Origin of the sequence: Sporosarcina sp. P7, assembly GCF_002743425.1 — a bacterium.
Classification (GTDB): domain Bacteria; phylum Bacillota; class Bacilli; order Bacillales_A; family Planococcaceae; genus Sporosarcina.
Window position 1 is genome coordinate 31888 of sequence record NZ_PDZF01000001.1, and the last position, 19381, is coordinate 51268.

Below are 19381 nucleotides of genomic sequence, written 5' to 3' on the forward strand. Positions count from 1 at the left end.
TAAGAAGACATTTATCTGAATCCAATCTGTTTTGTTTTTTACAAGATGATTGGATACAAGTATTTTCTGTTCAGTTGAAGTATAAACATCGCTAAACAAAAATGTGAAAACTCATTATAGTATTGGGGAGGTTTTAGATTGGGAAGGAAAACAAACGTTGCATTAACTGTCGGAGCTGCAAGTGTGGCTGCATGGGCGGCTACAAAAGTGATAGCAAAACAAGAACCACGTGCTGAAAAGAAAGCGCTTAGTTTTTCTGAAGTAGCTATTTTAACCGATGCACAACTGTGCCAAAATACAGAAGTTGACCCACTTACCGCTTATACCGAGATTGCTGATTTAGGTGTTCACGGATTTGCGGTCGATATACAACTCACGAAAGATGAAGACATTCTTTTAGTGCCTAACCGAGAACTTTTGCTTTCCAATGAAATAGCCGACTCTGCGGTAGATGAAATCCTGACAAAACATCATAATGCCCATGATCTTGATACTTTGCGTAGTGATTTATCTAGTGTGTCGTTACGTGAACTGTTGGAAAAGTTCCCCCATCTTTTACTTGTCGTCTCTATGAATGATTGCCCTACAACATATGAAGGAAGTTTAATCCCTTCCAAACTGTGGAGATTATTAAAAGAGATGGATGCTACTGAACGTGTTGTAGTGACGAGTCAATACGATGAACAAATCGATCGATTTAATCTGTATGCGCAGAATTCTGTTGCTTTAGGTGCTGGAAGTGAAGAAATAAAAAAAGCATACGTCGCTTACACGAGCAAGTTCGGTCATCTGTACCGGCCAAACGCAGATCTATTCTGCCTGCCTGAAAAACTTGGTATGTTCCCACTTGCTTCAGAAGGCTTCGTCCGCTTTTTACAAGATCTCAATATAACTGTATTTTACGCATTGAATGAAACGGATGAACTTCCAAAAATAGCTAAATTGGACGCCGATGGTTTCATAACCAGTTATCCAAAACAATTGTTGACATTCTTTAATGAAAACTAAAGACTCAAAGTGACTAGAATGCTTACTGTGGACATGTTTTCACGCAAAATGTTGCTTAACGTTTGCTTGCTCCTTTGATACAAACTTTATTTAAAAAGTAACCCCCTGCAAATTTGTTTCCGCAGGGGGTTACTCATTCTTATGAAATAATTTATGCCGAACAAGAACAGCTACCGCCTGAACCACAACCTCCGCCACAAGAGCTGTTAGAGAATGTGCCGTCGCCTGCTGGTACTTTCACGGCTTCTGAAACAGACCGGCCAATCAAGATACCAATTTCGTCCAACAGATCCTGTACGTCATTTTCAGCCAGACGCAAGGCAGCCACTTCATCTTGCAAATCCAGTTCACGCTTTTGAAGTCGAATTTCCTTCATAATTACTTTATAGTCTGGATGATAGCGCCCGAAACGCTGCACATCCTCATATTGTTCTTTCATTTTAGTGAAATCCATGATCTTTTTTCGCAGATCGACGTTTGAATATACACGGTTATGTGCGTCTTGATAGGTTTTCACCACTTCAGAACACAGCAGCATATCGGAAAGTTCTTCCGCCATATCGATGACTCGCATCCACTCATCTGTCATCATCACCAATTGCCGCACCTCCTATCACAACTATCATAACAAAAAATTAGTTCCTCGACTATTCATTTAAACTTTTACTTTTTGGCATTTCGATTACAAAATGATTTTTTTACTTCTTCCATATCACAAAAGTGCGTCGTCTGATTCTCTATTTGCTGGATTTGTTCATGTCCTTTCCCTGCAATGAGCACAATCTCGCCAGGCTGTGCTTGTGTGACAGCGTATTGGATTGCCTGGTGACGGTCGATGAAGATTTCGACAGGTGTAGCAAATCCCGCCATGCCTGCCAAAATATCCACAATAATTTGTGACGGATCTTCCATTCTTGGATTATCTGAAGTCAAAATTACGTGTGAACTGTAGTGAGCCGCTACCGCACCCATTTGTGGACGCTTCTGACGATCTCTCCCTCCACCACATCCAAATACAGTAATCAACCGTTTGGAGGACTCAGACAAGGCTTCCAACACCGCTTGCAAAGCGTCTGGTGTGTGAGCATAGTCTACATACACTTCAATACCCGCCTCTTCGTATTTCTCCAGACGTCCAGTTGGAAGACGCAAAGCATGCAAATGGGGGGTTATTGCGCGTAATGAATAACCGAGTGCCATGAGAGCTCCTATAGCCGCTCTTGCATTCATTTCGTTATGATGACCTTGATTAGCAAGTAGAACCTTTTTTTGTTGCGTGCCATGAATATGTCGACTGCTAAAATAAATTGGTGGTGTAGTTAATTCCTCTCCTATAGCACGACACGTCTCGTCATCTTCATTCATCACAAGCTGATCAGCCAATGGAATGAGTAGTTTTTTGGCGTCGATGTATGGCTGCCTACCTCCATGTTCTGCGTAATGATCCATCCCAATATTCAAAAAAACACCAACAGTTAACGGGCAGTGCGCTAAACGATTGGTGGATAACCCAATTGAAGACGCTTCAAGAACAATATGGGTCACTTGTTGCTTAATACATTTACGTAAAAAAGGATGTAATTGTTCAGCCGGCATCGTCGTCATAGAATTTCGAATCGTCTCTGTTAGCTTACCGTCAATGTAAAGACCCGTCGTTCCTATAACAGCTGTTTTATGTCCGAGTTCTTTTAATAATTGCCCGGTAAAGTGACTGACTGTAGTTTTACCGTTTGTTCCCGTAATGCCAATGATGCATAATTCTTCAGCCGGGTTATCTGAAAACTTCGCACTTGCATAGGAAATAAATAGCGAACTATCAGGAATCAGAACGACCGTAATTTCTTCTGGTATGCGTGTTCGATCTAGGTTATCTCGATCGATTACCAACGTTTTGGCTCCATTTGTTATCGCTTTTTCAATAAATATCATGCCATCTGTCTTAACGCCTTTCTTTGCTACAAATACATAGTTTTTCTTGACCCTCTTTGAAGATTCCGTGATCCCATCGATCGTTCGCCGAATTGAACCCTGTAAAATAGTGCATGGCCAATCTTTTAGTAATTCAGATAAAAGCAAGGTCTCCCGCCCCTTCCCGAACATTTTATTCTTCAGAGAATATAATGAAACGAAGCATAAAGTATTCTATGAAAGGCGTAAGAAGAATGTCACGAAGAAAGTTGGGATTCTATGATTATCCAGAAGTTTGGCGGAATTGCCATGCAGAATCAACAACAACGTACCAAGTGTATTCAGCATATTCGACAAGCGTTGTCGAAATACCGTGCCGTCATTGTTGTAGTCTCTGCAATGGGTAGAAGGGGCGACGCCTATTCCACAGACAATTTACTTACTCTTACGGACTCCTTCTCAAAATCCGGGGAAGCCAGAGACTTGGCCGCTGCATGCGGTGAATTAATCGCTTCAGCTGTATTATCTGCAGAATTATCTACAGAAGGTATAGATAACACAATTGTCTATGGACAAAATACAGGCATTCGCACATCGGGAGATTTCTGTAACGCAACGATTGATAAAATTAACAGTACACATATTGTCAGTACACTTCAAACGCATTCATGTATCATCGTCCCCGGTTTCCAAGGAATGAATGTACAAGGAAAGTTTATGACTCTCGGTAGAGGTGGCAGTGATTTGACAGCGATCGCATTAGCCTCTGCATTACAAGCTCATCATGTAGAGTTTTTCAAAGATGTACCAGGCGTCATGTCAGCAGATCCTCACACTACTTCTGATTATAAGCGTTTTGATCGACTCACATTCGATGAATTTCTTCCATTATTAAAATGTAATCGACCCATTATTCAGGAAAAAGCAGCAGTGTATGCAAAGCAAAATGCGATGCCTCTTCATATACGAGGCATCGCATCAAATGAGGAAGGTACATGGATTCTTCCTTAGTCGTCATGTATGGAGTTTTCCGATTCAGTCTGCGCCATAAATGACTGAGTATAGTATTTATTATAAACACCAATGCCGGTATGCGTGAAATTCGGATTCAGTAAGACATCCCGGTGTTTTGGAGAATTTAACCAACCATGTACAGTTTCAATGGCATCAATATAATTAAACGCTATGTTTTCGCCTGCTTTGCTTGGTGTTAGTCCAACACCTTTTAATCGATCAGCAAACACTTCCCCAGGTCCTTCATCATGAGAACTATATTTACGGAATATCATTTCCTGGCTATGCTTTCTTGAAAGTGTGGCCAGCTTATCATTATATGATAAAAGAGGCAGTTGATGCCCTTCACGCAATTGGTTAGTCAATTCAAATGTCTGTCGCTCCATCGCGCGATCCACTTCAGTCTGAACAGTAGATGAAGGCTTTGGCGCTTCCATCATTTCTCCAAGATAGGTCATGTCATAAGGCTGATGTTTCACCAAAGTAGTCGGATTGATGAACCGTACACCTTCGATCCCGCCATCTACTTGATCTATATATAATTGTACATACAAATTCTCATAGGGTATAAGAAGCCGATTCTTAATATCTTCACTATTTAACGAAAATGTATAAATATTTTCATTAATCGTCACGTCAATCTCGGATTCAATTGGCGTAAAGCGGTGAATATCCTGTACGTTTTGTCCGATTTTAAACGGAGCTAAATCTGTTGTAGGATCAGCAGTATATATTTGGTTCACTTTGCCATTCAAAACCCCTGCCATAAAACGCGGTTCTTCCGTATAAACCCACCATTCGTACTGAAAACTCGATGGTTCAATCCTTGAAGGTTTACCAAATTGTTCTTCCAGCTTATTAATTTTTTGCCCAACAAGTACTGACATGCCTTCATTGGGTCTCGGCATACCTTCTCCGCCTATCGATGGACCTTTTTCAGGAACGGCAATCGGTGAACCATGCTGTACCGGTGACTCTAGGGGCAAATTTTCACTTATTTTATCAGTCATGAAATAAAAGACTCCCATTACGATCAAAAGCAAAACAAGAATCTTCCATCCTACACTCCACATGTTATCTTCCTTTCCACTCTTTATATACTACTCCTATAATAATATTACAAATTACAAGAATTCATTTTGCGGTGAATATTTATTCAAAATGAACATCAATTCTAAATTGGTAACATTCTTATATTGTACAGAAGACACACACTATAGTCACCTATATCGGACAGGAAAGAAAGCGTTGACACAATGTTGTCATTGCAACTAAAAACGATTTGTTTTATGATATAATAGTATACGTATTCGTCAGGACGAACATAGAGGGGGATATACAGATGTATGTTGAAAATATTGGCCTTAAAGGCCTTGTAGCAGATTTACGAGTAATGGAAGAAATTATGAATAAGAACAATCTTGAAATTGATGGACAATGGGATTATGAGCGTGTAACTTTCGATAAGAAGTATATTGTTAAAGAAGGTACATACTACTTGCGCGTCTTCGGCGATCTGGTTGAGGGCGATATCGATGGTAGAAAAGCTACGGTTCGTCTAAAGCAACCTGTTCTAGGAAAGCACTACTACCCACACGGTGTTGAGTATGGCGAAGAAGAAGACTTCCCTGCTAGCTTAGTTAAGGATTGCGAACTAACGTTAAAGAAGGTATATGACGAGTTAAAGCAATATAGTTTGTAATGATATGGGAAAGCCGAAGAGCTAAATGTTCTTTGGCTTTTTCTACTATTACTCCACTAATTTGGTTATAATAAAAACAGTATCTATGTGGAGGACGATTACTTTTGAAATTGCTCACAAAACGTAATATTATGATTGCATTCGGTATCATCGTACTATTGGTTATTATATTCTTTATTTTACCCGTTTCCATTCCTATTATTTTGGCTTTGCTTACGGCACTATTCTTAGATCCCCTTGTAAAATGGGTAGAAATACGATTTAAGTGGAAGCGTAAAGTTTCTGTTATTGTGAATTTTATCGTATTTGTTGGAATTAGTGTGCTTGTTCTTTTCTATACCGTCACTACACTCATCGGAAAAATAGTTAATTTCACAAAAGAGATTCCGAATCACTTAAATTCTCTCTCAAGTGTATGGATTAACACGCAAAGCAAGCTATTTCAGTACACAGTAGGCATGCCCGAAGATATTTTGGCTATGCTGGAGAACGAATTCAATGAAATCATCGAATCCATTCGGATTTCTATCATTACACTTTTAAGTTACGATCGAATTTTAGCCATAATATCGGATATCCCCAATTTCCTTGTTAGCTTTATTGTGTTCATGATCGCTTTATTTTTGTTCATGTTGGAATTGCCAAACTTGAAGAAAACATTTTACTTTCATTTAACTGAAGCTACTGCAGAAAAAGTCCACTATATGATGAACCGATTACGTTTCGTCATAGTAGGATTCGTTAAAGCCCAATTGCTGGTCAGCCTAATTATTCTAGCCGTTTCCTTTATAGGCTTACTCGTAATCATTCCTAAATATGCAGTAGTGATGGCGTTGGTGATCTGGATTATTGATATCATTCCGATACTCGGCTCGATTATAATTCTCGCGCCTTGGTCGATCTACCAGTATGTTTCAGGCGATATCGCAATGGGGACAAAATTAGCTATATTAGCTACAATCCTTTTGATTATCAGAAGAACAGTCGAACCAAAAGTAATGGGCTCACAAATCGGATTGTCTCCATTACCTACTTTGATTGCAATGTTCATCGGTTTGAAACTTTTCGGTATTCTCGGTTTCTTCATTGGACCACTGCTCGTCATACTTTTTAATACAGCGAGAGAAGCAGGCATCATTAAACTGAATTTCAAGATTTAAAACGAAAAGGGATATCTCCATAGAGGTATCCCTTTTCATATGTACAACGTACGACTTTATGAATTTGCAAGATAAAAAAGACTGAAGCCCACCCTTTAGGGTATGGCTTCAGTCTAAAAATGAAATATGAAATACTACGAATTACTTTACATACTGAAGTTGTTTCTCTACTTTTCTTAAAGACATACAGCAACAAGCACATGACGATCCTTGTAATGACTGTAAAAAATCAGATAGCAGATGTAACATGGTTTTTTGGTATACTCCCATTTTTCTTTGCCGTATCAACTACCATCCAATCGCGACCAAAATAGCAGATAAGCTGATGAAAATAGTACCGCTGGGCTGAGGGTAGTCCTATTACTCGCTAACTCCCTTTTGCACAATCAGCCATGCATAGTTAAGTTATGGCGTTTGAGTAAATCTTTTCGTGTGATTTCATCCGCATTGTCTTTTTCAAACTTTGACCAGCTATAGAAAATGCGGCCAATAACGACTACATAAACAAGTTCTTGAATAACTTTCATCAAGATTCCACCTAATTGCTGATCATACAGCGTAGGCATATTTGTGAATAGTTCAGGTCCCGAGATGCCAAGGCCTGACAGACCTGCTAGAGTTCCGCTTGGTACACAGAGTGCCATCGCTTGCAGCCATGCTTCACCACTGCTATACGTTTCATACACCGGTACGTCCACGAAGATGATTAACGAACAAGCAGGTGTAATGAGCAATGCACTCAATATTACATATCCTATTTTTTTCAAACCGTGTAGTTGCGGTTGTCCTTTTACTGTATTCACTACTGGCCACCAAAGACAAATAGCAGAGAAGAACAGTGTGATAGTGAACAGCGTGTGTAAAGGCAAACTCAACTTCACTTGATCCAGAATGAGTGGATAGTGATACATCGAAAACATAAATGTAAACAGTAATAAACTAACGAGCGGTTTAGTTAATAGCATGAATACTTTCTTGAACATCGTGAATGATAAAAGTTTTTCCCATACCCAGTTCGGTATGCCAATTATGAAGAACGGTGCTACAATCAAAAGCAATATAGCCATTTGAGCCATATGGACAGAAAATAAAATATGACCGATTAAATCCATGGGTGAGCCTTTGACAATATACAGTAACAGCATGGAAGCTAAAAAATACACGGCCTGTCGTTTCGTTAACGGCTGTGACCCCTCAAATCGATCTCGCCATTTAACCGTTATGAGATAATATAGAACAATTCCAAGTGCTATGGCTATTAAGAAATAAGGACTCCACAAAGCCCTAAAACCAAAAATACTTAACGGCAAAACAATCACTCTCCTTTAATAATTAACCCACTAAATCTATTCTGTGTGTAATACGGAGTTATTTACAATTGATATTCGATCACAGCACGAAGTCGACAAAGTTCTTACCTATGCCTATTATACGAGCATATAGCTCATAACTCAATGTACGAACTTTGACAATTTCATCTAAAAGTGAATAGAAAAAGAGCTTATGGAAGAATCCATAAGCCCTTTCTATTGCTTACCACCAAACGATTGTTACAAATGTTAGTGGGATCAAAAATCCTAACATTGCACCTGTAAACATAAACATTTGTGGTACGCCATGTCCTTTTTCATTCATATGCATGAAGTAGTATAGTTGAAGACCAACTTGTACAGCTGCAAAGAGGAATAATGTTGGAATAACAAAAAATTTCGAGAAACCAGCAACGTCATTTAGATGAGCAAACACCATAGAAAATGATACAAGTGTTAAGAAAATCATCAGCGCAAACATCGCAATTTGGCTGCGCATTGATTCTTTTGCTCGACGTTGAGACAGTGACTGTTCTGCAGGAGATCTTTTAATCATTTGAACTTCTGACATCAACCGACCACTCCCATCAAGTAGACTACAGTAAAGATGAATACCCAAACTACGTCAATGAAGTGCCAATAAAGTGAAAATGTATAATATTTAGTTGCGTTATACAAATTCAATCCACGCTTTGAGTTACGGAAGATCAACAAAGTGACCCATACTAAACCAATTGCTACGTGGAACCCGTGTGTTCCTACTAATGTATAAAACGCGGAACTGAACGCACTATTACTGAAAGTAAATCCTTCTTGAACGTAATGAGAGAACTCATATACTTCTAACATCAAGAATCCAAGTCCTAATAATGCTGTTAGACCTAACCATAGTTGCATTTTTTTGAAATTGAAACTCTTCAAGTGATACATTGCGTAGACACTTGTAAGTGACGATGTTAAAAGAAGCATAGTCATCACAAATACTAACGGCAATGTGTATAGTTCTTGCGTTGTGAAACCAAAGCCACTCGGGCCTTTGTTTTTCAAAGCCATATACGTTGCGAACAACGTAGCGAAGAGAATTGTCTCTCCGCCAAGGAATAGCCAGAAACCAACGAATTTATTCTTTGCTTCCAAAGTAGCTCTCTCTGGATGAGCGGGCCACGTTTCAGGGGTGAATTTTGTATTCAAATCCATTAGTTACGCCCCCTTTTAAAATTTTCTTGATCTTGCAAGATTTGTTCTTTTGTAACATAGTAACCAAGGTCATCTTTCACTGAACGAGTTGCCATTGTTACGAACGTGAAAGCAAGACCAAAGATCAATACTCCTAATCCCCATGAAGTTTCCTGGTGGAACATTGCACCGAATCCAGCGATGAATAATCCAAGACTCATCAACATTGGGATAATTGAACCGTGTGGCATATGAATGTCCGTAATAGGTTCAGCTGGTGTAATCATTTCCTTACTACCTTCCATCTTCTCAACCCACAATGTATCCAATCCACGGATTAATGGAGTTGCAGGGAAGTTATAGAATGGTGGTGGTGATGGAATCGCCCACTCAAGTGTACGTCCGTCTCCCCAAGGGTCATTTCCAACACGCTCATTTTTAACAGTTGTCATAATGATGTTGATTACCATGACTGTAAATCCAATTGCCATTAAAAGCGCACCGATTGTACTGATAAAGTTTGCAAGGTTCCAACCTTGTCCATCCATGAACGTCCAAACACGACGTGGCATTCCCCAGAAACCTAACCAGTGTTGAATTAGGAATGTCAGGTGGAAACCGATAAAGAAGAATACGAAAGTGATTTTACCTAAAAACTCATTCAAAATCGTACCGAACATTTTTGGCCACCAGTAGTGAAGGCCTGCAAAAATGGCAAGTACTACCCCACCTACAATTACGTAATGGAAGTGAGCTACGATGAAATAAGAATCGTGTAACTGATAATCAAGTGGTGCTGCCCCTTGCATTACGCCTGTTACTCCACCCATTACGAATGAAGGAATAAAACCTAAAGCATAGAGCATTGGAGTCGTAACTTTAATACTACCGCCCCAAATTGTAAGCAACCAGTTAAAGATTTTAACACCTGTCGGTACAGCAATTGCCATTGTCGCTACCGCGAAGATTGCGTTTGCTGTCGGCCCAAGACCAACTGTAAACATATGGTGAGCCCATACCATGAAGCCTAGGAAACCAATTAACACTGTAGCGAATACCATCGCTGTGTAACCGAAAAGACGTTTCCGTGAAAATACAGAGAATATCTCAGAGAAAATACCGAATGCTGGCAAAATCAAGATATATACTTCAGGGTGACCGAAAATCCAGAAAATATGCTCCCAGATAATCGTGTTTCCGCCCATCGTATGGTCAAAGAAGTTACCACTAAACATACGGTCAAACGTTAGGAAGAATAATCCAACAGTCAACGGAGGGAATGCGAATAAAATCATTGCAGACGCAACAAACGTAGTCCATGTAAACAAAGGCATACGCATATACGTCATCCCTGGTGCACGCATGTTAATGATTGTTACAAGGAAGTTAATCCCTGCCATCAACGTACCACCACCCGCGATTTGTAAACCGATTGCATAGAAATCAACACCGTGTCCTGGCGAGTGAAGTGATAACGATGCATAAGATGTCCAACCAGCATCTGGAACTTCACCGAATAACCAAGAGATATTAAGGAATAAACCACCAAATGCGAACATCCAAAAACCTAATGAGTTAATGAATGGGAACGCTACGTCACGTGCTCCGATTTGAAGAGGCATGATCGCGTTCATAAAGCCAAAGAGAATCGGCATTGCTGCTAAGAAAATCATGGTCGTTCCGTGCATTGTAATTAAGTCATTAAAAAGCCCTGCGCTTACGAGATCGTTGTTTGGTGTTATTAACTGAAGACGAATGATCATCGCTTCAATACCACCTAGAACGAAGAAGAATAATCCCCCGAGGAGATACAGAATTCCGATCTTCTTATGGTCGACTGTTGTCAGCCAATCCCATAGTGTTGCGCCAAAGCCACTTTTTTGAGCAACTGAACTCACTGTGTTACCTCCTATTCAATTTCCGTTTGAAAATTATTTTGCAACTTTTAAGCCCATTAAGTATTCAGCTAATGCATCTAAGTCTTCATCAGAAATTTGATCTTTACTGAATGAAGGCATCGTGTTGCCTGGTTTATGTTTCTGTGTATCACGAATCCAATCTTTCAAGTTCTCTTCATCGTGTTCAAGGAAGCCTGCTACACGATTACGATCACCGAATGAAGCCAAGTTTGGTCCTTGTGCACCAGATTCACCTACACCTGAAACTGCGTGACAACCGATACAGCTTTGAGAAAAGACTTTTTCGCCGTCAGCATTTGCAACAACAGGTTCTTCTGCAGTTTTTTGCATAGCTGTAACCCAGCTGTCAAATTGATCTCTCGGTAATGTTTTTACTTTAAAATCCATCAATGCGTGAGAAGGTCCACATAGCTCAGCACATTTTCCGTAGAAGACGCCATCTTTCAAACCATCGGATTCTTTCTCAAATGACAGATAGAATTTATTTACGTTCTCCACGTTCGTATCTAGCTTACCGCCAACTGACGGAATCCAGAATGAGTGCTTTACGTCCGCTGCGATCAAGTTGAAGTAAACTTTTTCATCAGTAGGTACTACTAGTTCCTGAGCTGTAACAATACCTAGATCAGGATACTCGAACTCCCACCAATATAACTTCGCAGTAACATCTACTACTAGATTCTCAGCGTTGCCTTCTTCATCAACTGCTCCCATTGCTTTCACATCACCTAATTTATACGTGTAGTGAACGGTAGGAATAGCAAGAATCAAAAGTAATACGATTGGAATGAATGTCCAAATCAGCTCAAGTGTGTGACTTCCTTCCACTTGCTCTGGTATATGATCTTCACCCAACTTGGAACGTCTGAAGCGGAATAATGCAACAGTGTAAATAATTACTACTACAATGATAACCAGTAACATGATTCCTGATGCTAATAGCAACAACTTGAACTGGTCATTAGCGACTTGTCCAGCTGGTTGGAAGGTTGAAATTTCTTCATTACCACAACCTGCCATGAACACAGCGAAAAGCGCTAGTAAAGAAAAGAGACGCCACTTTTTGAGTCCTTTAATCATCGCTAACTAATACCTCTCTTTCTAAAAAAATGTTTTTCTACTCTGGAGGACTGAGTGCCCCTTTATGATGAATTCCTGTTTTAAAGAAAGAATTCCGATACGTTAGATGAATATAGAGAAAATAATCATGGATACAAACAAGATTGTCATATAGTTTAAAGAATATACGAACATTCCCGTCGCCCATTTCAAATCTTCTTTGGCCTTAAATCCTTTAATAGATAAATAAAGCCATCCAACATTCAACAGTGTTGCAAATACTATAAAGCCGGTACCGAGCTGTGGTAATAAGAAAGGCAGTGGAAATAGTAGCAATACCCACATAAGCATCGACTTCTTCGTCCGCTCAAACCCCTTAACTACTGGTAACATCGGAATGTTAGCCGCCCGATACTCTTCTGTTCTACGCATAGCCAACGCATAGAAATGCGGTGGTTGCCATATGAACATAATTAAAAACAATGCCCACGCTCCCATTGGCAGTGTAGGATCAACAGCTGCCCATCCGATTAGGGGTGGAATTGCTCCTGAAAGACTTCCTACTACGGTATTGCTTACGTGCTTACGTTTAGACCACATGGAATACAAAACAACATAAGCGAATACACCCAAGATGCCAAGCCAACCTGCCATAGGTGATGCAGAGAATAGTAATACTTCTCCAGCCAGCAGGAATGTAACAGCTAGCGTCATCACAGCGGGAGCTTTAAATCTACCTGTTACTGTCGGTCTCGACTTCGTTCTCGACATGACGGGATCAATATCGCGATCAATCAAGTTATTCATAGCGCCCGAAGATGCGATGATCAATCCAGTACCTAGAATTGCAAATACCAGTAGATCCAAGTTATGGAGAAAACTTTTACCAGTGAATTGAAATGCCAAAAAAAGACCGGTGAACGTAGTGATCAAGTTCGAGTTGACAATACCTATTTTGATCAGCGCCAAAAAGTCTTTCCACAAGGTAATGGTTTCTACTTTTGGATCTGCAACTGTCGAAAGCGTTCGACCGTTTGACATAATAACCCTCCTTTCAAAGTTTTCAGCAAAGACCCTATCACCTACTATATCTAAAATCGTCCGGAATTTCCAGACCATTTCTCAATTTATAGCGGTTTATGCAACCTTTGTGTCTTTATCATTCACCTTCTATATAGTAATGCATTTCTGGCACTCATTTGTGAAGTTAAAGAGACTATTTTATGAACAATTTGTGAAAAGCCTTATACATCAGTGGTTTATTAGCTTCTTGCATTGTGTTTCTGTTATTTTTTCGTTATCATAAAGCTTACAATAGATGCTTCAATTCCGCGGAAACCATCGAGATTTAGCTATACATCTCTATATAATCATTTTTGGAATTCAGGCAATTTTTTACGTAAATCGACCTTTTGATGGTCAATTCAATAGAAGAAGGTGTTTCGTACTTGCGATATAACAGATTTTTAAAATGGTTTGGGGTAGCTTCTACGATTGGAATGCTCGCAATCTTACTCGGCGGAGCGCTAGTTACCAAAACCGACAGTGGTATGGGGTGTGGAAGACATTGGCCAGGTTGTAATGGACAACTTATTCCTGACGACATCACAGCGGAAGTTTTAATTGAATTCTCACACCGGATAGTTACAGGTTCAGTAGGTATTTTCATCGTCATACTGGCTATATGGTCGTGGAGGGCACTTGGTCATGTTCGCGAAACAAAGTTTTTAGCTTTCATGGCAGTATTTTTCTTGATTCTACAAGCATTGATCGGAGCAGCTCAAGTATTATGGGGACAAGGTGATTTTATCTTGGCCTTGCACTTTGGGATTTCGCTCATTTCCTTTGCGTCCGTCTTCCTATTAACTTTATTGGTGTTTGAAGTAGACCAGAAATTTGATACAGATAAAATACGCATAGACAAAACATTACGTTTCCACACAATTGGCGTAACTATTTATTCTTACTTTGTTATATACACAGGTGCACTTGTTCGTCATACTAGTTCGGGCCTTATATGTTCTGACTGGCCTTTATGCCGGAATAACGAATTTAGCTTACCGAACAATATGTATGAGTGGATACAGATGGGTCACCGTTTAGCCGCAGCATTGATTGTCATATGGATTGGATTCATTGCAATAAAAGCCATTAAACATTATAGTGATCAACGTGTTATTTACTGGGGTTGGATTACCGCATTTGGCCTAGTACTCGCACAAGCGACCACAGGGATGATTGTCGTACTGACTAAATTAAATCTCTATTTCGCATTGCTACATTCCTTGTTCATCACTTTATTATTTGGCTTATTAACGTATCTAGTTCTTCTAGTCTCTCGCAGCCGGCAGAAGAAGTAAGTGAGGAGCGTGTAACAACTGTTTTAAAGGTTGTTACGCGCTTTTTGTATAAGTATATAGAAAAACAGCTTCCACAGTCATAACGACATGTGGAAGCTGTTTTTAATGGTCTAATTCTATCAACAAGTCTCCTGATGAGATGGAATCCCCAGGACCTGCATATATAGCCTTGACTACTCCCGCAAATGGAGCTTGAATCGTGGTTTCCATTTTCATAGCCTCTGTAATTAACAAGTGCTCGCCGCGTTTTACTTTCGCGCCAATTGAAACTGCAACTTGTAAAACAGTTCCTGGCATAGTAGCTGCAATGTGCGTTTCATTTGTCGGATCGGCTTTTTGCTTTGTATCATCTCTTGTTTCCACTTGGAAATCTTGGATAATGATCTCACGTGACTGTCCGTTCAATTCGAAATACAGCGTGCGTGTTCCGTCAGGATTAGGTTCACCGATCGACACCAATTTGACGATAAGTGTTTTACCGAACTCAATCTCAATCTCGATTTCTTCACCTAAACGTAAACCATACAAGAATTCTGGTGTATTGATAACAGAAACATCATCGAACTGCTTTCTCACTTCGATATATTCTTCAAAGACTTTCGGATACAAAACGTAAGCGAGCGCATCATGCATTGTAGCGGGCTTTTCCATTTTTTCCGTCAACCTTTTTAGAACGTCTTGGAAGTTTACTGGTTCTAGTAACTCACCCGGGCGTACAGTGATCGCTTTGCGCCCTTTCAATATTACTTCCTGTAACTCTTTCGGGAAACCACCATATGGCTGACCAATTGAGCCTTCGAAAAACTCAATAACGGATTCTGGGAAATCAATAGTTTGTCCTTTCGCAATGACCGTATGCTCGTCCAATTCATTTTGCACCATGAACAACGCCATATCCCCTACTACTTTCGATGATGGTGTCACTTTGACAATATCGCCAAAGAGGAAGTTCACGCGGGAATACATTTTTTTCACTTCTTCCCAGCGCTCTCCAAGACCTACTGCTTTTGACTGCTGTTGTAAATTCGAATATTGGCCACCAGGCATCTCATGAACATAAATTTCTGAGTGTGGACTGTTCATGCCACTTTCAAAAGGTTTGTAGTATTTTCGCACATCTTCCCAGTAATGCGAAAGTTTCTCTAACGACTCTGTATTTGCACGTACATGACGTTCACTGTTTTGCATTGCATACGCAAGTGAATTGGCCGAAGGTTGTGAAGTCATTCCCGCCATTGAACCAATAGCTGTATCGACAATGTCCACTCCCGCTTCTATCGCTTTGGCGTACATATAAATACCATTGCCGCTCGTATCGTGTGTATGCAAATGAATTGGCAGACTTGTTGACGCTTTCAATTCTGATACTAAACGATAAGCTGCTTCAGGCTTCAGCAATCCTGCCATATCTTTGATCGCCAATATATGAGCGCCAACTGATTCGAGTTCTTTGGCCATCTCTTTGTAGTAGTTGACTGTATATTTAGCACGATTGTCGTCCAGAATATCTCCTGTATAACAAATTGTCGCTTCTGCAATCTTTCCTGTTGACCGTGTTTCGTCAATTGCAACTTCCATACCTTTGATCCAGTTCAAGCTATCGAAAATACGGAATACATCTATACCTGATGCAGCCGATTCTTTTATGAATTCGCGAATGACGTTATCTGGGTAGTTTGTATAACCAACTGCATTGGCTCCTCTGAAGAGCATCTGGAATAAGACATTAGGTACTTGCTTACGTAATTTCTCGAGTCGATCCCATGGACTTTCTTTCAAGAAGCGGTATGCTACATCAAATGTCGCGCCTCCCCACATCTCAAATGAGAAAAGATCAGGTAATAAATGAGCACTTTCAGTTGCAATCTGCGTTAATTCTTTTGTTCTCATACGCGTAGCCAATAAAGACTGATGTGCATCCCGGAAAGTAGTATCTGTCAGCAGTACATCGTCTTGCTTTAACACCCACTCGACTAATCCATCTGCACCTTGCTCATCCAAAATTTGTTTCGTTCCATTTTGTATCGGCATACTAGCATCAATTTTGGGTATACGTACCGGATGCAACACAGGACGTGTTGAGTCATCGATACCAGGGAATCCATTAATGGTAACATTTCCCAGATACGATAAAACTTTCGTACCTCTATCATGTTTCTTAGCAAACGCAAATAATTCTGGAGTTTCATCGATAAAGCTCGTATTGTAATTGCCTGATAAAAAGTTTTCATGACATACGACATTTTCAAGGAAAGGTATATTCGTTTTAATTCCACGTATTCTGAACTCTTTCAAATTTCTGTGCATTTTACTTGCAGCATCCCCAAAGGTCGAACCCCAAGTTGAAACCTTTACTAATAAAGAATCATAGTACGGGCTAATCACAGAACCTTGATACGCATTGCCTGTATCCAAACGAACACCAAATCCGCCACTCGAACGATAGACCATTACTTTTCCTGTATCAGGCATAAAGTCATTCAAAGGATCTTCCGTTGTAACACGTGATTGAATAGCATAACCAAATAACGGAATATTTTGTTGCTCTGGTATGTTCACTCGTTCAGAATGAAGGGATTCTCCTGCAGCGATAAGCACTTGTGACTGCACAATATCAATTCCTGTAATCATTTCAGTGATTGTGTGTTCCACTTGAATACGCGGATTGACTTCAATGAAATAGAAAGAATTATCAGCCACTAAAAACTCCACAGTCCCCGCGTTGATATAGGATACATTTTTCGACAATTTAACCGCAGCATTACAAATCTCATGGCGTAGTTCTTCAGTCAATGAAATAGAAGGAGCAATCTCCACTACCTTTTGGTGGCGACGTTGAATAGAGCAATCGCGTTCGTACAAATGGACTATCTCCCCATATGTATCACCCAGTATTTGTACTTCAATATGTTTTGGATTCGTAATGAATTTCTCTACATACACTTCATCAGAACCAAATGCTGATTTCGCTTCGGATTTCGCTCGATTATAAGCCTCCTGCACTTCTTCCGGCGATTCGACGATTCGCATACCACGACCACCGCCACCTAACGAAGCTTTAATAATAATTGGATAGCTATGCTGTTCACCAAATGCCGCAACCTCCTCTACAGAAGTAACTGGTCCATCACTACCTGGTATAACGGGGATATCAGCTAATATTGCTTGCTCTCTAGCTTTTACCTTATCACCGAACATTTCTAAATGATTAGACGTCGGACCAATAAAGATAATTCCTTCTTCTTCTAGACGTGCTGCAAACTGAGCATTCTCCGCTAAGAATCCGTAGCCCGGATGAATTGCATCGACATTTGCTTTTTTCGCGATGTCGATTATCCCTTCAATATCCAAGTATGCATCAATTGGCTTCTTACCTTCACCCACAATAAACGATTGATCAGCTTTGTAACGATGTAGTGAAGCACGATCTTCAGCTGAATAAATTCCAACTGTCGCGATCCCTAATTCTGTACACGCTCGAAAAACACGAATTGCAATTTCGCCGCGATTTGCGACAAGTACTTTCTTAATCTCTCTTTTCTCCACTAACAAATCAATCCCCTCTACTCTGATCTCTCATACTTTACAAACATTGAAACGTTCATCAAAATACCTAGCGCAATCGACAAGAACACAACAGATGTACCGCCATAACTAATAAACGGCAATGTAACGCCTGTTAACGGAATTAATCCTGTCAATCCACCTAAGTTTACCAGTGTTTGAATAGCAATCAAACTACCTACACCAGCTGCGAGCATTCTTGCATGTGCGTCTTTTGTACGCAGTGCAACCGTAAACGCTCTCATCACGATGAAAAAGAGACCTCCAAGAACAAGCGTCGTTCCAAGCAGTCCAGTTTCTTCAGAGATTACTGCCATAATAACATCAGTATGTGGCTCAGGTAAATAGCCAAGTTTCTGAATACTGTTTCCGAGGCCTACACCTTTGAGCCCTCCAGCACCAATTGCAATGTATCCATTGACAATTTGCAGGCCTGAACCTTGTATGTATTCAAAGGGATCTGTAAAAGCAAGGAAGCGTCCCATACGCGAAACAGTCATGACCGTATCCCACTTAATCCACAGAACAATCCCGATTAACACGCCTAGCAAAGCGAAAAAACGACTGATGATTAGATAGTTCTTCACTTGCATTCCGCTTGCCATGATGACAGAAATAGCAACAAGGAATAAAATCATGGTGGCTCCAAAATCCGGTTCCAATAGTACTAATAAAAGAGAAGCCGTTAAAACAGAAAATGTCGGGAAAATAGTAGTTTTAATTTCATCCAATGTACCTGCATAATATTTATTCGCAAATACACCTGAAAAATATACGATAAATGCAATTTTTGCTACTTCTGTTGGCTGTAAGTTACCTATTCCAAACGGTAATGAAAGCCAACTCTTCGCCCCTACAGCATCACCGAATCCGATGAACTTTACAATGACCAGTAAAGTAAACATGACGATTAGCGTACTATACAAGAACTTCTTATTTCTATAATGCCGGTAAGGAATAATGGATACCAACAGAAACGCTGGTATCGCAATGGCTAAGTTCGTTACTTGTTTCCTAAAGAAATGAGATGGTTCAAAGTTATAAATATTCATAGCCCACACCATACTTGCACTGTAAATCATAATCAGTCCAAATAAAGAGAGCAGTAAATAGACAAAAAATAATGGATAGTCAAAATTGCGTAAAATTCGATTCATATAAGTCTTCATTTTCATTGTACCTCGTCGTCTTAAATAAAAAA

Annotated in this window: 16 protein-coding genes; 5 read left to right on the top strand and 11 right to left on the bottom strand. The window is 40.0% G+C overall.

Annotation, left to right across the window (positions count from 1 at the left end):
• Window positions 1-138 precede the first annotated feature (138 nt).
• Window positions 139-1008 (top strand): glycerophosphodiester phosphodiesterase, encoded by an 870-nt coding sequence (locus tag CSV60_RS00175; RefSeq protein WP_099635682.1) that lies wholly within the window; start codon window positions 139-141, stop codon window positions 1006-1008.
• 151 nt (window positions 1009-1159) lie between these two features.
• On the opposite strand, the gene CSV60_RS00180 is transcribed toward CSV60_RS00175, so the two are convergent.
• Both CSV60_RS00180 and CSV60_RS00185 read right to left on the bottom strand, forming a co-directional pair.
• A complete protein-coding gene (locus CSV60_RS00180) occupies window positions 1160-1603 on the bottom strand; it encodes a YlbF/YmcA family competence regulator (RefSeq protein WP_099635893.1) in 444 nt (147 codons plus the stop codon).
• Window positions 1604-1671: 68 nt separating this feature from the next.
• Window positions 1672-3084 carry a UDP-N-acetylmuramoyl-L-alanyl-D-glutamate--2,6-diaminopimelate ligase gene (locus CSV60_RS00185; protein ID WP_158233139.1) on the bottom strand — a complete coding sequence of 471 codons (1413 nt, stop codon included), beginning with the start codon at window positions 3082-3084 and terminating at the stop codon, window positions 1672-1674.
• A gap of 111 nt (window positions 3085-3195) precedes the next feature.
• On the opposite strand from CSV60_RS00185, the gene CSV60_RS00190 reads away from it, so the two are divergent.
• Window positions 3196-3927 (top strand): amino acid kinase family protein, encoded by a 732-nt coding sequence (locus CSV60_RS00190; protein ID WP_099632349.1) that lies wholly within the window; start codon window positions 3196-3198, stop codon window positions 3925-3927.
• Here CSV60_RS00190 and CSV60_RS00195 read toward each other — a convergent pair.
• A complete protein-coding gene (locus CSV60_RS00195; protein WP_158232957.1) occupies window positions 3924-4940 on the bottom strand; it encodes a CAP domain-containing protein in 1017 nt (338 codons plus the stop codon). The genes CSV60_RS00190 and CSV60_RS00195 overlap by 4 nt on opposite strands.
• A 332-nt stretch (window positions 4941-5272) precedes the next feature.
• Here CSV60_RS00195 and CSV60_RS00200 point away from each other — a divergent pair, with 332 nt between their 5' ends.
• On the top strand, window positions 5273-5632 hold the full coding sequence (locus CSV60_RS00200; RefSeq protein ID WP_099632351.1) for a YugN family protein: 360 nt from the start codon (window positions 5273-5275) through the stop codon (window positions 5630-5632).
• A 104-nt stretch (window positions 5633-5736) separates the two neighbouring features.
• A complete protein-coding gene (gene ytvI / locus CSV60_RS00205; protein ID WP_099635684.1) occupies window positions 5737-6792 on the top strand; it encodes a sporulation integral membrane protein YtvI in 1056 nt (351 codons plus the stop codon).
• Window positions 6793-7178: 386 nt separating this feature from the next.
• Here ytvI and ctaG read toward each other — a convergent pair whose 3' ends face one another.
• The 6 genes from ctaG to cyoE form a co-directional block, all read right to left on the bottom strand.
• Window positions 7179-8102, bottom strand: a complete 924-nt coding sequence (ctaG, locus tag CSV60_RS00210) for a cytochrome c oxidase assembly factor CtaG (RefSeq protein ID WP_099632353.1) — start codon at window positions 8100-8102, stop codon at window positions 7179-7181.
• Window positions 8103-8325: 223 nt separating this feature from the next.
• A complete protein-coding gene (locus CSV60_RS00215) occupies window positions 8326-8673 on the bottom strand; it encodes a cytochrome C oxidase subunit IV family protein (protein WP_099632354.1) in 348 nt (115 codons plus the stop codon).
• On the bottom strand, window positions 8673-9299 hold the full coding sequence (locus CSV60_RS00220) for a cytochrome c oxidase subunit 3 (RefSeq protein WP_099632355.1): 627 nt from the start codon (window positions 9297-9299) through the stop codon (window positions 8673-8675). The genes CSV60_RS00215 and CSV60_RS00220 overlap by 1 nt, the downstream gene beginning before the upstream one ends.
• Window positions 9299-11176: a cytochrome c oxidase subunit I gene (locus CSV60_RS00225; RefSeq protein ID WP_099632356.1), complete on the bottom strand. Its 1878-nt coding sequence runs from the start codon at window positions 11174-11176 to the stop codon at window positions 9299-9301. Before CSV60_RS00225 ends, CSV60_RS00220 begins: the two co-directional genes overlap by 1 nt.
• A gap of 33 nt (window positions 11177-11209) precedes the next feature.
• Window positions 11210-12277 carry a cytochrome c oxidase subunit II gene (gene coxB, locus CSV60_RS00230; RefSeq protein ID WP_099632357.1) on the bottom strand — a complete coding sequence of 356 codons (1068 nt, stop codon included), beginning with the start codon at window positions 12275-12277 and terminating at the stop codon, window positions 11210-11212.
• Window positions 12278-12379: 102 nt separating this feature from the next.
• Complete coding sequence (cyoE, locus tag CSV60_RS00235) at window positions 12380-13297, bottom strand: heme o synthase (RefSeq protein WP_099632358.1); 918 nt, start codon at window positions 13295-13297, stop codon at window positions 12380-12382.
• Window positions 13298-13671: 374 nt separating this feature from the next.
• Here cyoE and CSV60_RS00240 point away from each other — a divergent pair, with 374 nt between their 5' ends.
• Window positions 13672-14616, top strand: coding sequence for a COX15/CtaA family protein (locus CSV60_RS00240; RefSeq protein ID WP_099632359.1), 945 nt, complete (start codon window positions 13672-13674; stop codon window positions 14614-14616).
• Window positions 14617-14718: 102 nt separating this feature from the next.
• Here CSV60_RS00240 and pyc read toward each other — a convergent pair whose 3' ends face one another.
• Both pyc and CSV60_RS00250 read right to left on the bottom strand, forming a co-directional pair.
• Window positions 14719-18162, bottom strand: a complete 3444-nt coding sequence (gene pyc, locus CSV60_RS00245) for a pyruvate carboxylase (RefSeq protein WP_099635894.1) — start codon at window positions 18160-18162, stop codon at window positions 14719-14721.
• A gap of 17 nt (window positions 18163-18179) precedes the next feature.
• Window positions 18180-19349 carry an FtsW/RodA/SpoVE family cell cycle protein gene (locus CSV60_RS00250; RefSeq protein WP_099632360.1) on the bottom strand — a complete coding sequence of 390 codons (1170 nt, stop codon included), beginning with the start codon at window positions 19347-19349 and terminating at the stop codon, window positions 18180-18182.
• Window positions 19350-19381: the final 32 nt, after the last annotated feature.